17 protein-coding genes are annotated in these 17000 nt (G+C 66.8%); 10 read left to right on the forward strand and 7 right to left on the reverse strand.

Translation table 11 applies throughout. The annotated features are described in order from the left end of the window. Positions 1-51 precede the first annotated feature (51 nt). Both ACZ5M6_RS01740 and ACZ5M6_RS01745 read right to left on the reverse strand, forming a co-directional pair. Positions 52-408: a hypothetical protein gene (locus ACZ5M6_RS01740; protein ID WP_197019742.1), complete on the reverse strand. Its 357-nt coding sequence runs from the start codon at positions 406-408 to the stop codon at positions 52-54. A 28-nt stretch (positions 409-436) separates the two neighbouring features. Continuing rightward, on the reverse strand, positions 437-1105 hold the full coding sequence (locus ACZ5M6_RS01745) for a cation efflux transmembrane domain-containing protein (RefSeq protein ID WP_054764212.1): 669 nt from the start codon (positions 1103-1105) through the stop codon (positions 437-439). A gap of 53 nt (positions 1106-1158) precedes the next feature. Here ACZ5M6_RS01745 and ACZ5M6_RS01750 point away from each other — a divergent pair, with 53 nt between their 5' ends. Continuing rightward, on the forward strand, positions 1159-1605 hold the full coding sequence (locus ACZ5M6_RS01750) for a MerR family transcriptional regulator (protein ID WP_035307839.1): 447 nt from the start codon (positions 1159-1161) through the stop codon (positions 1603-1605). Here the strand turns inward: ACZ5M6_RS01750 and ACZ5M6_RS01755 are convergent. Beyond that, entirely contained in the window at positions 1502-1921 is a 420-nt protein-coding gene (locus tag ACZ5M6_RS01755) for an NRDE family protein (protein WP_368664386.1), read from the reverse strand. The two genes, ACZ5M6_RS01750 and ACZ5M6_RS01755, sit on opposite strands and share 104 nt — an antisense overlap. A gap of 15 nt (positions 1922-1936) precedes the next feature. Between ACZ5M6_RS01755 and ACZ5M6_RS01760 the strand changes: the two genes are divergently transcribed. The 5 genes from ACZ5M6_RS01760 (at position 1937) to ACZ5M6_RS01780 (ending at position 6107) form a co-directional block, all read left to right on the forward strand. Then, positions 1937-2302, forward strand: coding sequence for a single-stranded DNA-binding protein (locus tag ACZ5M6_RS01760; protein ID WP_035307841.1), 366 nt, complete (start codon positions 1937-1939; stop codon positions 2300-2302). A 37-nt stretch (positions 2303-2339) separates the two neighbouring features. Beyond that, positions 2340-2765, forward strand: coding sequence for a single-stranded DNA-binding protein (locus tag ACZ5M6_RS01765; RefSeq protein WP_035307844.1), 426 nt, complete (start codon positions 2340-2342; stop codon positions 2763-2765). 125 nt (positions 2766-2890) lie between these two features. Beyond that, entirely contained in the window at positions 2891-3298 is a 408-nt protein-coding gene (locus ACZ5M6_RS01770; RefSeq protein WP_066555132.1) for a GcrA family cell cycle regulator, read from the forward strand. 312 nt (positions 3299-3610) lie between these two features. Further along, a complete protein-coding gene (locus ACZ5M6_RS01775) occupies positions 3611-4549 on the forward strand; it encodes a DUF2493 domain-containing protein (RefSeq protein WP_035307847.1) in 939 nt (312 codons plus the stop codon). A 379-nt stretch (positions 4550-4928) separates the two neighbouring features. Further along, on the forward strand, positions 4929-6107 hold the full coding sequence (locus ACZ5M6_RS01780; protein WP_224764257.1) for a DUF3363 domain-containing protein: 1179 nt from the start codon (positions 4929-4931) through the stop codon (positions 6105-6107). A gap of 13 nt (positions 6108-6120) precedes the next feature. On the opposite strand, the gene ACZ5M6_RS01785 is transcribed toward ACZ5M6_RS01780, so the two are convergent. After that, on the reverse strand, positions 6121-6699 hold the full coding sequence (locus tag ACZ5M6_RS01785) for an SOS response-associated peptidase family protein (RefSeq protein ID WP_035307852.1): 579 nt from the start codon (positions 6697-6699) through the stop codon (positions 6121-6123). A gap of 198 nt (positions 6700-6897) precedes the next feature. On the opposite strand from ACZ5M6_RS01785, the gene ACZ5M6_RS01790 reads away from it, so the two are divergent. Both ACZ5M6_RS01790 and ACZ5M6_RS01795 read left to right on the forward strand, forming a co-directional pair. Continuing rightward, positions 6898-7656, forward strand: coding sequence for an ImuA family protein (locus ACZ5M6_RS01790; RefSeq protein WP_035307855.1), 759 nt, complete (start codon positions 6898-6900; stop codon positions 7654-7656). Further along, positions 7571-9091 (forward strand): Y-family DNA polymerase, encoded by a 1521-nt coding sequence (locus ACZ5M6_RS01795; protein WP_054764214.1) that lies wholly within the window; start codon positions 7571-7573, stop codon positions 9089-9091. Before ACZ5M6_RS01790 ends, ACZ5M6_RS01795 begins: the two co-directional genes overlap by 86 nt. A 12-nt stretch (positions 9092-9103) precedes the next feature. On the opposite strand, the gene ACZ5M6_RS01800 is transcribed toward ACZ5M6_RS01795, so the two are convergent. From ACZ5M6_RS01800 to ACZ5M6_RS01810, 3 genes are read right to left on the reverse strand one after another with little or no spacing between them, the layout of a single operon-like run. Beyond that, on the reverse strand, positions 9104-11161 hold the full coding sequence (locus tag ACZ5M6_RS01800) for a DUF3732 domain-containing protein (RefSeq protein WP_035307860.1): 2058 nt from the start codon (positions 11159-11161) through the stop codon (positions 9104-9106). A gap of 3 nt (positions 11162-11164) precedes the next feature. After that, positions 11165-11659 (reverse strand): three component ABC system middle component, encoded by a 495-nt coding sequence (locus ACZ5M6_RS01805; protein ID WP_035307862.1) that lies wholly within the window; start codon positions 11657-11659, stop codon positions 11165-11167. Continuing rightward, complete coding sequence (locus ACZ5M6_RS01810; protein ID WP_035307863.1) at positions 11649-12830, reverse strand: ABC-three component system protein; 1182 nt, start codon at positions 12828-12830, stop codon at positions 11649-11651. The genes ACZ5M6_RS01805 and ACZ5M6_RS01810 overlap by 11 nt, the downstream gene beginning before the upstream one ends. 185 nt (positions 12831-13015) lie before the next feature. Here ACZ5M6_RS01810 and ACZ5M6_RS01815 point away from each other — a divergent pair, with 185 nt between their 5' ends. Continuing rightward, on the forward strand, positions 13016-13645 hold the full coding sequence (locus ACZ5M6_RS01815) for a hypothetical protein (protein ID WP_035307865.1): 630 nt from the start codon (positions 13016-13018) through the stop codon (positions 13643-13645). A gap of 68 nt (positions 13646-13713) precedes the next feature. Further along, positions 13714-16950: an error-prone DNA polymerase gene (locus ACZ5M6_RS01820; protein ID WP_054764215.1), complete on the forward strand. Its 3237-nt coding sequence runs from the start codon at positions 13714-13716 to the stop codon at positions 16948-16950. The last annotated feature ends 50 nt before the right edge of the window (positions 16951-17000 follow it).

The following is a 17000-nucleotide window of genomic DNA, read 5'->3' on the forward strand; positions in this document are numbered from 1 at the left end:
ATTTCCAGAGTTTCTGAGGACGAAGAGGCGCGCTAAGGCGCAGGTCTTCGGTCAGACTCTGGGAGGACGCTTCAGGCCGTCAGGCGTGATGGACGCCCGGAAGTCATCCTGTCGGCCGCTTTGCAGAGGAGGCTCGCCGAACGACGGAGCAAAGGCGTCCACGGCAGGACCGCGCGCCGTTGAGGTGTGGTGGCAGTGGCCGTGCGAGCAGATCCCGTGACCGCCGCTCTTGCCGCTGTGGTCGCCCTCGCTTTGATCATGATCGACGACCGCGTGAGCCGCAGGCGGTTCCGGCAGACAGGTCGCGGCGTCGACGGCGGGCGCAAAGAAGAAGGCGGCGAAGACAAGAGTCATCGCCACGATCAGCTTCGCCCATGTCGTCATCGACCAGGTCATCGCGCGCTGCATACTTTCGTTCTCGAAGTTAGGCAATGCGTTACAAAGTCCGAACAGCGGCGTGGGCTGCGCGGCTCTCCGCCCTAGCCTGCACCAAGATCGAAATGGCGGACTGGAGGAAGACGCCGCCCAGCAGAAGGCCCGCCAGCAAGTCCGGCCACCGGGATCCAGTCAGCCAGACCAGCCCGCCGGCCGCGGCGACGCCCAGGCTGTGGATCAGATCGTTCCGTGTGCAAAGCCAGACGGAGCGCACGTTGGCGTCACCGTCACGGAAACGCACGAGCAGCAGGGCGGCGATTAGATTCGCGGCGAAGCCGACCAGTCCCAGACCGGTGATGACGACGCCTTCGGGCGGCTGCCCCGTGACCGCTCTCCAGACGGCGTAGCCGAGAATGCTCACGGCCATGACGAGGAGGCTTGCGCTTTTGAAGACTGCGGCACCGGACCGCACCCGCACGGACTTGCCGATGGCCCAGAGGCTGACGGCGTAGGTGGCGCTGTCGGCCAGGAAGTCCATCGCATTGGCGGCGAGAGCCGCCGATCCCTGCATGAGACCGCCCGCGGCGACCGCGAAGAACCCACCCAGATTAAGGGCGATGACGGCCATCAGCACGCGCCGATAGGCGGGCGAGGCCCCGTCGAACCGGACCTGATGGCCGCAGCAGCCTCGGGCCGGGGCGCAGGATTCTGTCGGAGCGGGCGTCGTCATGCACCCTTCATGCATCCTCTAGCCACTAGAGGATCAAGCCCTATATTTCGAGCATGGCCAGAGACCCATCCCCTCCCCCGCTCCGGACGATCGGGCGCCTTTCGGCCGAGACCGGCGTGAAGGTTCCGACGATCCGGTTCTACGAGAAGATCGGACTGCTGGAGGAGCCGCCCCGCACCGCGAGCGACCGACGCCTTTACGACGGCGCTGCGACGCGGCGGCTCGCCTTCATTCGCCACGCGCGGCAGCTGGGGTTCGAGATCGACGACATCCGCGCCCTGCTGGCGCTGTCCGACGAACCCGACCAGCCCTGCACGGAGGTCAACCGGATCGCCGAACGCCAGCTTGCGGCGGTTGAGACTCGCATCGCCGGGCTTCAGGCGCTGCACGCCGAACTCACCCGTATTCAGGCGGCGAGTTGCTCAGGTGGGCGGATTTCCGACTGCCGAGTGATTGAGGCGCTTGGAAACCATGCGCACTGTGACGGTCTCCACGCATGACGACGGCCCTTCGCGTTCCGTCACTCCAAACAACCTTGGCCGTATCGGTCAGGTGAACGACCCGGCGGAGCACCAGTGGTTCCGAAAGTCGAGCGTACTCTTCGTCGCGGTTGCCGGCCGCCACGAGCGGCCAGTCCGGGTGGATATCCCAGGCGAGGGTGAGAACGCACATGCCCCAGCATCGCGCGAAAGCGGATCGATAGCGACAGTCCAGGCGGTCACGCCCGGGGCGAAAGCGCCCGGCCGGGAGCTGAGGAGGAAGGGAGGTCTCGGGCGAAGCGGGATTGGGGAGATCGGCTCCCCGGCGGCTTCGCATCAACAGGAGACTGATATGCAGACCATGGTGTTCACGGGCCGCCTCGCGGCCGACCCCCAGATCAGCGACGACTTCGGCAAGGCGGTCTTCCGCCTGCTCGAACAGCGCGGGACCGACAATGCCGGCAAGGCCCGGCTGGTCGGCGTCAACTGCGTCAGCTGGTCGAAGGGCCTCAACGAGAAGGTCATCGCGCGCGGGCTGGCGCAAGGGTGCGAGGCCGTCGTGATCGGCGCCTTCATCGACACCGCCTACACCGCCCGCGACGGGTCGGAGCGGACGGCCAAGGAGCTGGTGATCAATCGGCTCACCGTCCTCGACTGGGCGGAAGACCGCCAGGCCGATGCGAGCGCAGACGCGGCGGACGACCGCGCCGCCGCCTGATCCTCAACCGCTCATCCTGATTTCAAGGAGACTGACCATGCAAACCCTGACCCTCGAAGGCTACCTGGCCGCAGACCCTTCCATCCTGTCGGCGCAAGGCTCCGGCAAGAAGCGCGCGAGCTTCCGCGTGGTGGAAACCACCCGCTTCCGGCGCGCCAACGGTGAACCCGGCGAGCGGACCACCGGCTTCAACTGTATCTGCTTCAACGAGGCGACGGCTGAAAACTACATCCAGCCCTATGCCCGAAAGGGCAGCCGCGTCGTGATCCAGGGCCATGTCGAAAACGACACCTGGACCGGCAAGGACGGGGTGGAGCACTACGACCTTCGCCTCGTCGTCAGCGACATCCGGTTGAAGAACCGGCGCGTCGTCGGCGAACCGTCCGAAGACCGCTCCGGCGTCGCCGATCGCGGCGTCGAGGCGGGCGGCGGCTACGATCTCAACGACGACATCCCGTTCTGATCCGAAGGGGAGATTTGAAGGGCCCGGGCGCGCTGCGCCTCGGGCCCTTCTTCGTGCTGGCGACGGAAAGGCCGGAGGAAGGGCGCGGTCGGACGAGCCATCGGGGCTCGCCGAAGGAGACCGCCATGTCCGCATGGACCCAAGCCCGTATCAATCTGCTGAAGCGCCTGTGGCCCGAAGGGCGGAGCGCCGAGACCATCGCCCTGGAACTCGGCGGCGGCCTCACCCGCAACGCCGTCCTCGGCAAGGTCGCTCGCCTCGGCCTCTCGGAGGGGCGCACAGGCGCCCGGACTCGTCGCGAGGCGGCGCATCACGTGGCGCCCGAGCCGCCGCCCGATGGCGTTGCGACCATTCTGTCGGTGAGGCGGATGGATTGCCGTTGGCCGTATGGCGAACCGGGCGACGCCGCCTTCAGCCTCTGCGGTCGTCCGTCTGAACGCGGCGCCTTCTGCGCCGCCCATGCAGCGATCGCCTATCGGCCCACACCGCTGTCGGTGGAGGGCCTTATGCGCCTCGCGGGCGTGGCGCCTTGAGGACGGCTCGCTCGCCTGGGGATGCGCCGCCGGCCCGCCGGCGTCGAGGGACGAGAAGATCGACGCCTTCTCGTCCGTATCGGCGCGACGGCGCCGAATGGAGTCGTCGTCGCGAAGGGCGACGACGACTTGCCCCCACACAACGCCCTCCGACTTTGTCACGGCACCCCGGAAGTCAACGGCTGCGCCGTTCCCCTCCACGGAGGGCAAGCGGCCCTCCGCTCCGGTGACTGCCGAGGACCCCGCCGTGGCCAAAGCCGGGGTCGTTGCGCATGGGGCGCTTCGACAGTCTCTTTTCAAAGGAATGGTTCGATGACCCACTTCAACACCGCCTTCTCCGCCTCTTCGAAGACCGACTCCGCCTTCGACGACCTGACCGCGTCCTTGGGGGATGCGCGTCCGCACCCCACCGAGGACGCCCTGATCCAGCTGGGGCGCGCGCTCATGACCGAGCTCGTGGACGTGATCTCCGACACCGCTCTGGAGGACTATCAGACGATCCTCGGCGAAGCGCTTATCGGCGCCTTCCACTCGGCCGCGGGACGGATTGAACGGGACGCCGACCGCGCCCGTGACGCGATGCGCGCCCTGGATCGGGATTTCGACGGATCGGAAGCGGCCGATGTCGAACTTCAGGACGCAACGGCGAAAGCGAGATCCGGAGATGCGGCGACGCAGGCCTGCGAACTGATCCGGGATGCGGCCTCCGAAACCTGGACGATCGCGACCGGGGAGGTCTGGACCGCCTGGCGGGGATCACGGCGCGGCACCCATCTGACGGCGGCGCAGCTGGAGGCGAAACAGGCGATCCGGGCGATCCGGAATCGTCGGTCCGGAGAGGCCGATCCGGGCGGTCCGGTCGTCGCCTTCCGGGGCGCGCCGATGGCGGACACGGCCGAGGACGCCGGGCGGATCTTCGACGCCCTCAACTGGGCTAAGGGGGAGTGGCCGGACATGGCTCTGGCGACGACCGGGGCGAAAGGCTCCGAGAAGCTGGCGATCAAATGGGCCCAGCAGAAGGGGGTGAAGCTGATCCTCGCCCGGGCGGATTTCGACAGGAACGGAAAGGCGGCTCCCTTCCGGGCGAACGACGAGTTGATCGCGCTGGAGCCGGAGGTCTGCCTGACCCTGGTCCATTCGCTGGCCGGGGTGCGGGAGGATCAGCGGCCGTTCGGACCGGCGCTCAACCTCGGCCAGAAGGCGATGGAGAACGGGCTGCGGCACGTGCCCATCAAGGCCCGGGCCGCCTGAGACATCACGATCTGGATCAATGACCCGCTCGGCTTCGGCCGGGCGGGATTTTTCTTGTCATCCGGCGGACCCGAAGCGGTCTGAACGCCGGGGTCGCCTGGGTCTTGCCGAGGTTTGATCGGCTGTGTTCACTGTTGGAGAGGCTGGTTGGAAATCGTCAGATTGAGGGCTTAGGGCAAGATAAAAGAGGGGTTTTGGCCTTCTGTTTTCCTGAGCCCGGGCAGACACTTGCGAGGATTGCGGAGACCGACGTCGACTTGCGCTGAGTTGACGCCTGATTCCGCGACGACGACAGGCCGGAGCCCCGATCATGCAGGTCCGAACCGCCATTGAGGTACGCCTCGCCCAAGCGTCAAAGGATGACGTCTCGACCTTGAAAGTGCGCCTTCCGCAGAGGTTGAAGTCGGACAAGACCAGCGTCCGGATCGCCATGTTCCAGAGGCTCGCGGCCTCGCGCCTGTTCGCCTACGGGGACCGCGCCGGGTGTCTGCGCGCGGCCCAGAACCGCTCGGGTCGTCCCTTCCGTCTCGACGTCCGGCAGCGCGTCACGGTCAAGGCGCTGGTGTCCCGGCACATGGGCAAGGGGTTCGCCCGGGGCGCGGCGCTCGCCGCCCATATCGCCTATCTCGGCCGCATGGGCGCGGGCGAGGACGGCGAGCGCGCGGCCTTTTTCGGACCGGTGCGTGAGAGGGTCGATCCGACCGGCGCCACGGAGTGCTGGGCGAAGGACAGGCACCATTTTCGCTTCATCATTTCACCCGAGCACGGCGATCGGATTTCGGACCTCCAGGGCTTCGCCAGGGAGGTCATGTCGAGGGTCGCCGACGACCTTGGAGAACCGGGTCTGAACTGGATCGCCGTCTGCCATTTCGACACCGACCAGCCGCACGCCCATGTGCTTGTGCGCGGCCGGAGAAGCGACGGCCGGGACCTCGTGATTCCGCGCGACTACATCGGCTACGGCTTTCGCGCCCGGGCCCAGGAAGTGGCCCAGGAGCGGCTCGGCGACCTCAGCCGTCAGGACGCCGAACGGCGGGTCTGGCGTGAGACCGAGGCCGACCGGTTCACCGCCTTCGACCGCCGTCTCCTGGCAGCTGCGGACAACAACGGCTGTGTCGATGACGGGATCGGGGGCACTGACGCCTGGACGGCGCTGACCCGGGGACGGTTGCGCCATCTGGAGACCCTGGGCCTCGCCGAACGAACAGGGCGGCGCTTCCGGCTGGCCCCGGATATGGAAGCCCGACTTCGGAGGCTGCAGCTCTCGAAGGACGTCATTCGCACCCTCAACCAACGGCGTCTTGACGGCGCGCGGTCGGCGGAACAGCTGGGCAAGGCGCCGGTCCAGGGCAAGGTCGTGAAGACCGGCTTCCACGACGAACTGGGCGGCTCCGCCTATGTGGTGGTGCGCGCCGCTGACGGCTCCGAACACTATGGGCGGCTGGGTGTCGGCGAGACCCCGCCAACCGTGGGAAAAGCGGTCACGCTTTCGCTCGATGCGCGCGGCTTCGCCCAGGTCCTCAGCGGCAAGCATCTGGGTCAGGATCTGGGTCGGTGACGATTTGCCGAACTCATGCCGCTTCCGGGAAGACCTTCTCGACAGACAGGCTGCCTTCCGGCAGGGGGCGCAGCAGCTCGGCCTCGGGTTTGCGCAGGTCCAGCCAATCGAGGGCCGCATCGGGTCTCAGCAGGACGATCTGGCGGTCGTGGTAGGGGGCGATGTCCGGTCCCGGCTCGGTGGTCAGCATGGCGAAGGCGCCGTCTCGAACCAGGCCGGCGACCCAGAAGATCGGCGCGTCGGCCATGGTGAACCGCCACTTGGTCTTGCGCTTCTGACCCGGCTCGGCATCGGTGAACTCGAAGAAGCCGTCGGTGGGGATCAGGCAGCGGGTGACGCCGTCGAAGGATCGACCGTCGGATCGGAAGTTGAACACGGGTCTTCCCTGTGGCGACTTCCAGGCCCAGGGCGACACGATCAGCTGCGAGCCATCGGGGCCTCGCGTGATGATGGGCGCCCGGTCGCCGATACGGATCGAGGCCATGGGTCCGAAGTTGGGCATGCCGCCGGGAAAGACGAGACGGTCGCCGGTTCGGTTGAAGGTCTCGATCACCTCGTCGAACGGCAGGATGAGCTGATACTCGTTGCACATGCGGACCTCCGTCTACCGCCCCATTGATCGCCGACTTCGCTGAAAAAGCCAGCGGCGACCGTCCCTGGCCGTCCTGGCGCGCGGTCCACAGGTCGTCCGGCGAAGGGGATAAGAGATGAGCGAAGGTTGACTCTTCGCATCATACAGAACCAGAACATTACAGGAACATTCATCAGCCTTGGGAACAGGAGGCTTCTCATGCGCGCCCGCCTGCCTGCCGGGCTCGACATCCTGCGCGATCGGATCCGCGCCCTTGAACAGGGCGGCCGGAACACCACCGGGGTGTTGCCCTTCGGCGTGAAAGATCTCGATCGCCATCTCCCCAGCGGCGGTCTTTCACTGGGCGCCGTTCATGAGATCGCAGGCGGCGGCGAGGAGGCCGTGGACGGCGCCGCAGCCGCCCTGTTCGCCGCAGGCATCGCCGCCCGGCGGCCCGGCCAGGTGTTGTGGTGCGTAACCCGCCCCGACCTCTTCGCACCGGCCCTGCGTCAGGCCGGTCTGGGGCCGGACCGGGTGATCTATGTCGAGGCCGGGGACGAGCCTTCCCTTCTCGCCTGTTTCGAGGAAGGCCTTCGTCATCCCGGTCTGGCCGCCGTCGTGGCCGAGACCGCCCGCCTCAGTCTCGTCGCGTCCCGACGGCTGCAACTGGCCGCCGAAGACTCGGGCGGCCTGGGTCTGGCGGTGCGCCGATGGCGACGGGCTTCGGAAGCCGCCGACTTCGGTCAGCACACCGCCTCCGCCACGCGCTGGCGCATCAGCCCGGCCCCCTCCTCGCCCTTGCCCGTGCCCGGCGTGGGGCGGGCGCGCTGGTTCGTCGAACTCATCCGTTGTCGCGGCGCCGAGGCCGCGGATTTCACCTTGGAAGCCTGTGATGAGACGGGTCGTCTCGCTCTACCTGCCGAACTGGTCCGTCGATCGTCTGCGACGCGGACTGGCGGACGTCGCGCCGCCGCCTGAGCTTCCCCTGATCCTCGCGGGTCGGTCCGGGCGCCGTCGGATCGTGCTCGCCGCCAACACGGCGGCGCTGGCCCAGGGCGCACGCGTCGGCATGGCGGCGACCCAGGCTCAGGCCCTCATCCCCGGCCTCGACGTTCGGGTGGCGGATCCGGCGGGCGACGAGGCCGCGCTCGGTCGTCTCGCCGTCTGGGCCATGCGCCGGTACGCCCCCGTCTGCCAGCCCGATCCGCCGGATGGCCTCGCCATCGACGCCACCGGGGCCGCCCACCTTCAGGGCGGGGAGGCCGCCATGCTGGCGGACATGATCCTACGCCTGAAGGAGGAAGGCATTGAAGCCGACGCCGCGATCGGTCCGACCTATGGCTCCGCCCATGCCGTGGTCCGCTTCCGACGCGCGCACCGTATGATCGCGCCCGACGCCGTCGACGCCGCCATCGCAGGATTGCCGCTGGCGGCGCTGCGGCTTCCGGAGGCGTTGATCGCGCATCTGCACCGGATGGGCTTCGACCGGATCGCCGACGTCGCACATCGGCCTCGCGCGCCTCTCACGCTCCGGTTCGGTCATGACCTCGGCCGTCGCATCGACCAGGCCTACGGGCGTGTGGACGAGCCGCTCGTCCCGGTCGAGGCGCCGGAGATCCCGACGGTGTCGCGGGTGTTCGGGGAGCCGATCGGCGCGCCGGAGACCCTCGAGCGCCATGTCACGGCGCTCGCCTCGGAACTGTGCGCGGCGTTGGAGATCCTGAGCCTGGGAGCCAGACGGCTGGACTGGTTGTGCGTCCGTGTCGACAACCGGGTCGAGGCGCAGAGGGTGGGCCTGGCCCGACCGACCCGGGATGCGGCCCGGCTGTCGCGCCTGCTGACCGACCGGATCGAAAAGATCGATCCGGGGTTCGGCATCGAGCGCATGACCCTGTCCGCAGTCCAGGCCGAACCCCTCGATTGGCGGTGGGGCAAGAGCGCCTTGGGCGAGACCGAGGGGCCAGACCTGTCGGATCTCGTCGATATGCTGTCCAACCGCATCGGCGCCCAGCGCCTGTATCGACTGGTCCCGGTCGAGAGCGACGTGCCCGAGCGCTCCGTCGGCAAGGCGCCGCCCCTTTCTGTCGCTCCGGTTCTGGACTGGACGCCGGATTGGCCGCGTCCCGCACGCCTGTTGAAGCGGCCCGAGCCCGTCGAGACCATGGCCCTGCTGCCCGACAATCCCCCGACCCACTTCACATGGCGAGGCGTACGGCGTCGGGTAGTCCGCGCGGACGGCCCTGAAAGGATATTCGGAGAATGGCGACGGCGGGACGCCGAGGTCTGGGCCGTTCGTGACTACTTCCAGGTTGAGGATGAGGTGGGGCGGCGGTTCTGGTTGTTCCGGGCTGGCGACGGCGAAGATGGTCGGACGGGGTCGCAAGCCTGGTTTATCCATGGACTGTTCGGGTGATCGATTGTCGCGTCAATCCGGGGTCACCTCGTTGGGCGCGTCGGGAGCGGCCTCGTCGGCCAACCAGTGCGAGGGGATGAGGAAATCGGCCTCGCCGCGCCAGTTGGCCACCTCTTTGACGCCCTCGATGTCGCCCCATGCATGATGGTCCGCATGATCCAGCACGATGATCTGCAGGCGGGAGTTGAACGACCCGTGCGCGCGAGCGAGGCTCGCGAAAATCTTGCGCGTACTCTCCAGATCGCCGAGCCGACCTTTGCGCCCACGAGCGGCGCCAATCGACTCTCCAGGCTCGTCAAGATCGGCTTCGCCGGTGACGATCTGTTCGAAGGTGTCGCTCGGGAAATAGACCTGGCTCGGCTGATCTATGACGAGGAAGGTCGGCACCGGATTGTTCTGGAGACGATTGAGGAAGACCCCGTGAAGCGCGAGCAGGGCGGCGAGATGGTAGGCCATCCAGTTCTCGCCGCTGCCGATTTCCCAGAGAAAATCCGCGCCCTTGGCGCCCTCGCGTTCGAACCGGAGATTCAGCTCGCGCTCATCGAGCATGGGCCGGCCTTCGGCGCCTTCGATCCCGAGATGCTCGATGAAGCGGACGATGTAGCTTGAGATACGGGCATGGACGTCCGAAGCGCGGCGGCGGCGTTCTTCGTCGTTGCCTTGCCGCTCGATATCCCGGATGTCGCCGCGAAGTTTGGCGACCTGGGCCTCCAGACCCTCGTCACCCTGGATATCCCCGAGCATGCGCAAGGCCTGTTCGGTCGATCCGATAAATCTGAAGATGTTCTCCAGGCTCTGCGACTGGCCGCGTTCCTTATCGACCTGCGCCTCGAACTCGCGTCGGGTGCGTTGCAGGGCCTGAAGATCGTTTTCCGCCTGAAGCAGGGAGCCCTGAACAGCGATAAGGTCACGATCAACCATAGGCCGAGCGGTCGTCGCGCCAGTCGAGAGGCTCTGCAGCTCAGCGATCGGGTCGTTCAGTTCCTCCAGGGCGTCTTTCGCCGCTTCGGTGTCCGATCCACACAGAACGCAGGACTCTCCCGCGACATGAGCCTTGAACCAGCCGACACCTTTCACGCTCGCCGACTGCTCAGCCAGCACATCGGCATAGTCGACCACCGCTCGGGAAAGGCTGCGCAGCTTGCGTAGGCGACGCCGTTCGGCGCCGATCTTCTGGTCGAGCGCCTGCTCCTGACGACGAATGTCGTCCAGCCGGGTCACCGCAGCCGTGACCCGGCCAGGAGCGGCGACAGATTGACCGCCGGCGGCGACCACCTCGGCGAGCACCGAGAGCAGCCCGCGCAGGTCTCCGGGCGGCTCTCCGGGCGGCACGAGACTGAGCTCCTGGGCGCGGAAGAAGGCGCCGCGTGCGTTTGCGCTCCAGTTGTCGATGGCGTTGCGCCGGGTCCGCAGCTCTGTCTCGACCTTGCGTAATTCGTCACGCAGCAGCCGAAGGCGATGGAGTCTCACCAAGTCTTCGTTGGTCACGATCCCCAAAGCGAGAGGCAGCACGTGGCGCAAGGTCTCGCGATGCTCCGAAGAGTCCGCCTTGAAGAAGAGCGTGTAGGGATTGGCCACGACATGTTGTGGCAGAAGGTTGAAGGCCGCCAGATCGCGGAAACTCGCCCGCCCGCCGAAGCCTTTGTCCTTCTCCGGATCGAGCGCCAGATTGGACAGGCCGGAATAGATGTCGAGCAGCGCTTTAAGACGCGCGACGTTGGAGTTCGCCGCCGGGCGCATGGGCAGGGGCTGCTCCACCTCAGGCCCCTGTTGCAGCCATATCTCCTCGGACACCTGACGCGCCGCCGGCTTAGGGCGGGCGATCCTCATAAGGCCGGCGTCGGTTTCGATGGTTAGTCCGAACCAAGAAACCGCGTTGCGGATCACACCGACAGCGATCGAGCAGGAGCCCGACCCGAGCACATAGTCGATGATGTTGACGATCGAGGATTTGCCAGTGCCGCTCCATCCGGTCACCACCGACACCGCGCCCGGGTCGAAGGTCAGCGTCCGGGGTTCGAAGCGAACGTCTTCCGGCCAGATGATGATTTCGCGGATGAAGAGCTTCATGGGTCAGAACTCGATGTTCAGCTGTCGCTGGGCGGCTTCAAAGCCGTCCATGGCGAACCAGGTCCCGAGCCGCTTGGCGGCGCTCAGGACGTGAGAGACCGGGGGGTCGAGATCCCGGATAGCTTGCGGAAGATCGGCGCCGCTCATCGCCCTGAAGCGAGGAAAGCCTTCTCCGCCTTCGCGGATCAGAAGGCCCGAGGCGACACCCACCTGCAGCGCCTTGAGCGCGGTGTCGGCATGCGCCTCCACACGGCGTTGCAGGCCGGCGAGCAAGTCGGGCCGCTCCACGACGGCTTTGAGGAACCCGCTGTCGAAATTCATGCCGTGGACCTTGTCCACCGTCGCGCGGTGAAGAAGCAGGGCGGCGCTGACCACAAAGATGGGCAGGATCGGCGGCGCGCCATGGGCTTTGCCGGCGTGGCGCTGGGCGACATGCCAGAAGGCGCTGGCCATCAGAGCCGGGTTTCTGGCCAGCAGTTCCTCGTGATCAATCTTCACCGGAGGGCTCCGGGGAATAGTTAGGGTCCCACCAGACCTGATTCTCGTCTGCCAGGCGGTGGTAGTGGCCGGACGTCATGTAGAGCTCGCCGCAGGGCTGACCATCCAGCGGTTCCTGGTGATCATAAGTGGCGTCGGCGAGCACGGCTTGTCCGATCTCCGTCGGCGGCTTGGGCTTCATCTCCCGGGTTCGGCGCCGCATCAAATTCTGCCATCGGGTGCGCAGGCGGTCACCCCGATCGCGCCATTCCCCGTCGGCGACCTCGCCCTCGATGACGAGCCGGTGCTTTTCGGCATTGAACTTCAGGAAATGATCGACGGCGTCGACAACATCCTCATCCTGGGCTTCGATCCGGCCGAGGTGCTCGACAAACGTCCGCGACAAGGCGCCGGCACGATCGGCGTCGGACACCCGTACATCCGAGGCCGCCCTCGGAAGAAGGCGGCTCCGCGCCTGGCGAGCCTGGAGGGCATCCTTCTGGAGTAGAATCGCGGCACGCGACACCATTCCGGGACGCCCGGCATTCCATTCCTCACGCACCAGCCGCGTCAGCCATCCGAGCAGGCCGTCCAGAATGTCCTCCGCATTCGCCCTGGGGCTCAAACCGAGGCCGTTCGCCATGGCGGCGCGATCCTCTGCCGGGTCGCCGGCCTCGACGATCTCGATGCGTCCGATCAGGTCGAGCAGTTCGTCGTCGGAGCGTTGTAGCACCCGGTCGATCAAGGCCTGCGCCTGTGTGACCTTGGTCGTTTTCTTGGACGGCGCCGTGCCTTCGGCTCGCAGGGCGACCAACACCTGCGCCGCGCTCGCCTCGCCAAGCTTGCGCTTCTTCAAGAGGGTGGAAATGGCCGTCTCCACAGGCCGATTGACGAAGAAGAGATATCGCTCGCAGGCGATCGCCTCAGGCGTCTCCTGCTGGAGCAACCAGATTTCCAGCGTGCGCCAGATCGCCTTGCTGCGGTCAGAGAGCAATCGGGCGCTGGGCGTCGCCGTGCTCTTGTCCTGTTCCTGAACGACGGCCTTACCATCCTTGAGGACGACCACGTCGTCCAGATGTTCCACGGCGATCACGGCCCCCACACCGGCATGGGCCAGATGGTGAAGCGCCCTTTCGAGTTGAAGGATGTAGCCGGCCGCCTGCGGCGCCGCCGTGTTGTTTATCGCCGCCAACCCCGACCCTAACTTCAACGGCGTTCCGCTTCGCCGGACAGCGGTTAGTTGTACGGATTCCTGCAAGAACGCCAATAGCTGGCTGGAACGAAGACTTTTTAATCCCGGCAGCCTCGACAGTTGGGATAGCGTCGGTCTGCGTTGCACGTCTAGATTATCGATCGGGCCGGAAGGGAGCGAGGGACGTGGAGCATTACACCAGCCGGGTGCGCGACAGCATCCTGCCCCTGTCCATCGCCAAAACCCTGCCTGCGGCGTTCCGCGAATGGCGGTTCACCGAGCGGACCGAGGACCACGGCGCGCCGGTCGAGACCTGTCGCCTCTGCGGTCAGGAAGGGCTCCGCTACCACTTCGAGATCGGCAACGAGCGGACCGACGAGACCCTTTGGGTCGGGTCACACTGCATTCTGAAGTTCGACGTCGCCATCGTCCAGGAAGGACGCCGACTGACGCCACAGGAGGCCAAGCGGCGACTGACCGAACTGACCAATGAGATGCAGCTCAAGGCCTGCATCGCCGCGCTCGAGAAGCTGGCTGCTGCGGAGAACAACGCGATCCTTGAAGGCGCGTTGGAATACTACAAGCGGCACGGGACATTGACGCCGAAATACGCAAACGTGGTCTTCTGGCGTCTGAAGACCAATGGGATCGACCACCAGCCCAGCTTCTTCAAGGTCGAGCTCAAACGTCAGCAGCACATCGACGATTTACAGTCGATGCCCACTGGACGCGTGCACAGGTTCTGGGCAGCGCTTAGTCCTGCCCAGCGAAAGAAGGCCATCGCCCTCGGTCACACGCCACCGCCCCCTGAATAAGAAAGTGATCTCGCTTTCCTGGCGTCGAAGAATGTGAACATAACGGGAACAAACCTCCCGTTGGGCCCATGTCGTACGTCGAACTCCAATGCGCGTCCCACTTCTCGTTCCTGAGAGGGGCGAGTTCTTGCGAGGAGCTGTTTGCCCAGGCGGCCGCCTGTGGGCTCGACGCGCTGGCGGTGACGGACCGGAACAGTCTGGCGGGCATCGTCCGGGCGCACGAGGCAGCGCGGGCGACCGGGGTTCGGCTGATCGTGGGCTGCCGTCTCGTGCTGGAGGATGGGGCGGAGATTCTCGTCTATCCCCGGGACCGGGCGGGCTACGCCCGGCTCTGTCGCCTGCTGACGGTGGGCAAGCGGCGGGCGGGCAAGGGCGGATGCCGGCTCGGGTGGGACGACCTGGAGACTTGGGGCGAAGGATGGATCGCCGTGCTGGTCCCCGACGGCCTGACGGCGGCGCGTCGGAACCTGGTGCATCTGGTCGAAGTCTTCGGCGACGACGCCCATCTGGCCCTGACCCTGCATCGGCGGCCGCGCGACCAGATGAGACTGCATCAGCTCTGCGAAGCCGCGAGGGCCGCGGCGGTGCGGACGGTGGTGACCAACGACGTTCTGTTCCACCATCCCGACCGCAGGATCCTGCAGGATGTCGTCACCTGTATCCGGGAAGGCTGCACCATCGACGACGTGGGCTTTCGCCGGAGCCGGACGGCCGACCGGCACCTGAAGCCGGTGGGCGAGATGCACCGACTGTTCGCGCGCTATCCGGAGGCCCTAGCGCGCACGGTCGAGATCGCCGATCTCTGCCGCTTCAGCCTGGACGAGCTGGCCTACCAGTATCCGCGCGAGGCGGCGGCGGGACAGACCCCGCAGGAGGCGCTGGAGGCCCTGACCTGGGCGGGGGCGGCGGACCGGTATCCGGAAGGCTTGCCTGACAAGGTGCGGGCGGCGCTGAAACACGAGCTCGGACTGATCGAGACCCTGGGCTATGCGCCCTACTTCCTGACCGTTCACTCCATCGTCCGCTTCGCCCGCAGCCGGGACATCCTGTGTCAGGGGCGAGGGTCGGCCGCCAACTCGGCGGTCTGCTTCGTGCTGGGCGTCACCTCCATCGATCCGGGGCGCAACGACCTCCTGTTCGAACGCTTCGTCAGTCAGGAGCGCAAGGAGCCGCCGGACATCGACGTCGACTTCGAGCACGAGCGCCGCGAGGAGGTGATCCAGTGGATCTATGACACCTATGGGCGGGACCGGTCCGCCCTGTGCGCCACCGTCATCCGCTACCGCTCGCGCGGCGCCCTGCGCGATGTCGGCAAGGCGCTGGGCCTGACCGAAGACCTGATCAAGACCCTCTCGTCCCAGGTCTGGAGCTATTCGTCGGAGGGGGTCGAGGATCGGCACGCCGAGGAGCTGAACCTCAATCTGGAGGACCGGCGTCTGAGGTTGGCGCTGGACCTGTCACGACAGCTGATCGGGTTTCCGCGCCACCTGTCCCAGCATCCCGGCGGGTTCGTCCTGACCGACGACCGGCTGGACGATCTCGTGCCCATCGAGCCGGCGGCGATGAAGGATCGTCAGGTGATCGAATGGGACAAGGACGACATCGACGCCTTGAAGTTCATGAAGGTCGATGTCCTGGCGCTGGGCATGCTCAGCTGCATGCGGCGCGGTCTCGACCTGTTGCGCGATCACAAGGGCATGGATCTGGACCTGGCCTCCATCCCGGCCGAGGATCCCAAGACCTACGCCATGATCCGCAAGGCCGACACGCTCGGGGTCTTCCAGATCGAAAGCCGCGCGCAGATGGCCATGCTGCCGCGCATCAAGCCGCGCACCTTCTATGACCTGGTGATCGAGGTCGCCATCGTGCGACCGGGCCCCATTCAGGGCGACATGGTCCATCCTTACCTGCGGCGCCGCGAGGGGAAGGAGCCGGTCGTCTTTCCCAAGCCGGAACTGGAGGAGGTTCTGGGCAAGACGCTCGGCGTGCCCCTGTTCCAGGAGCAGGCGATGCGGGTGGCGATCGAATGCGCCGGATTCACCGCGTCGGAAGCCGATCAGCTGCGCCGCGCCATGGCGACCTTCAAATTCACCGGCGGGGTCAGCCACTTCAAGGACAAGCTGGTCGGAGGGATGGTCGAGCGGGGCTATACGGCCGAGTTCGCGGAGAAGACCTTCAGCCAGCTGGAAGGCTTCGGATCCTACGGCTTCCCGGAAAGCCATGCGGCGTCGTTCGCCCTGATCGCCTACGCCTCCTCCTGGCTCAAGTGCTGGCATCCCGATGTCTTCTGCGCCGCCCTGCTCAACGCCCAGCCGATGGGGTTCTACGCGCCGGCCCAGATCGTGCGGGACGCCCGCGAGCACGGGGTCGAGGTGCGGCCGGTCTGCGTCAATGCCAGTCGCTGGGACTGCACCCTGGAGCCCACGGAGCGGGAGGACCGGTTCGCGGTGCGGCTGGGACTGCGCATGGTGCGGGGCCTGGCCAACGGGGACGCGGCCCGGCTGGTGACGAACCGCGGGGATCGGCCCTTCGCCGGCATCGACGATCTGTGGCGACGGGCCATGACGCCCGTCGGGGCCCTGACGCGACTGGCCGAGGCCGACGCCTTTCTGGAGGGGCTCCGCCTGTCCCGCCGCGACGCCCTGTGGTCGATCAAGGCGCTCCGCGACGATCCCCTGCCGCTGTTCGCGGCGGCCTCGGCGGAGGCCGGCGAACTCGTGCCGGAGGTGGATGAGCCTGATGCTGCCCTGCCGGCCATGCCCGCCGGTCAGGAGGTGGTGGAGGACTACACCCATGTGGGCGTGACGCTGCGGGACCACCCGCTGGCCTTCCTGCGCGACGAACTCCAGGTCCGGCATGTGATGACCTGCGCCGACGGGACGGCCATGCGCGACCGCCGCCTGACCCGGGTCGCCGGCCTCGTTCTGGTCCGTCAGAAGCCGGGATCGGCCAAGGGGGTGATGTTCATCACCATCGAGGACGAGACCGGTGTGGCCAATCTAGTGATCTGGCCGAGCCTCTACGAGCAGCAGCGGCGGGTGGTGCTGGGCGCCAGCCTGCTGGTGGTCGACGGCAGGGTGCAGCGCGAAGGCGAGGTGGTGCACATCGTCGCCGAGCGGCTGCACGACGGCTCGGACCTCTTGGCGTCGCTGGGCCGGAGGGGCGAGTTCCGGTTGCCGCATGGGCGGGGCGACGAGGTCTATCGGGGCAGTAAGCCGGACGCCCGGACACCCAAGGCCCGGGACATCTACATTCCGGACCTGTCGCTCGAGGGCATTCGAGTCAGGACGCGGGACTTTCGGTAGGCATGAGATCGCACCACTTTCCCAGCCGCCTACGGCATCCTAAAGCTCCG

It is taken from the genome of Brevundimonas sp. Br13, from assembly GCF_055391505.1.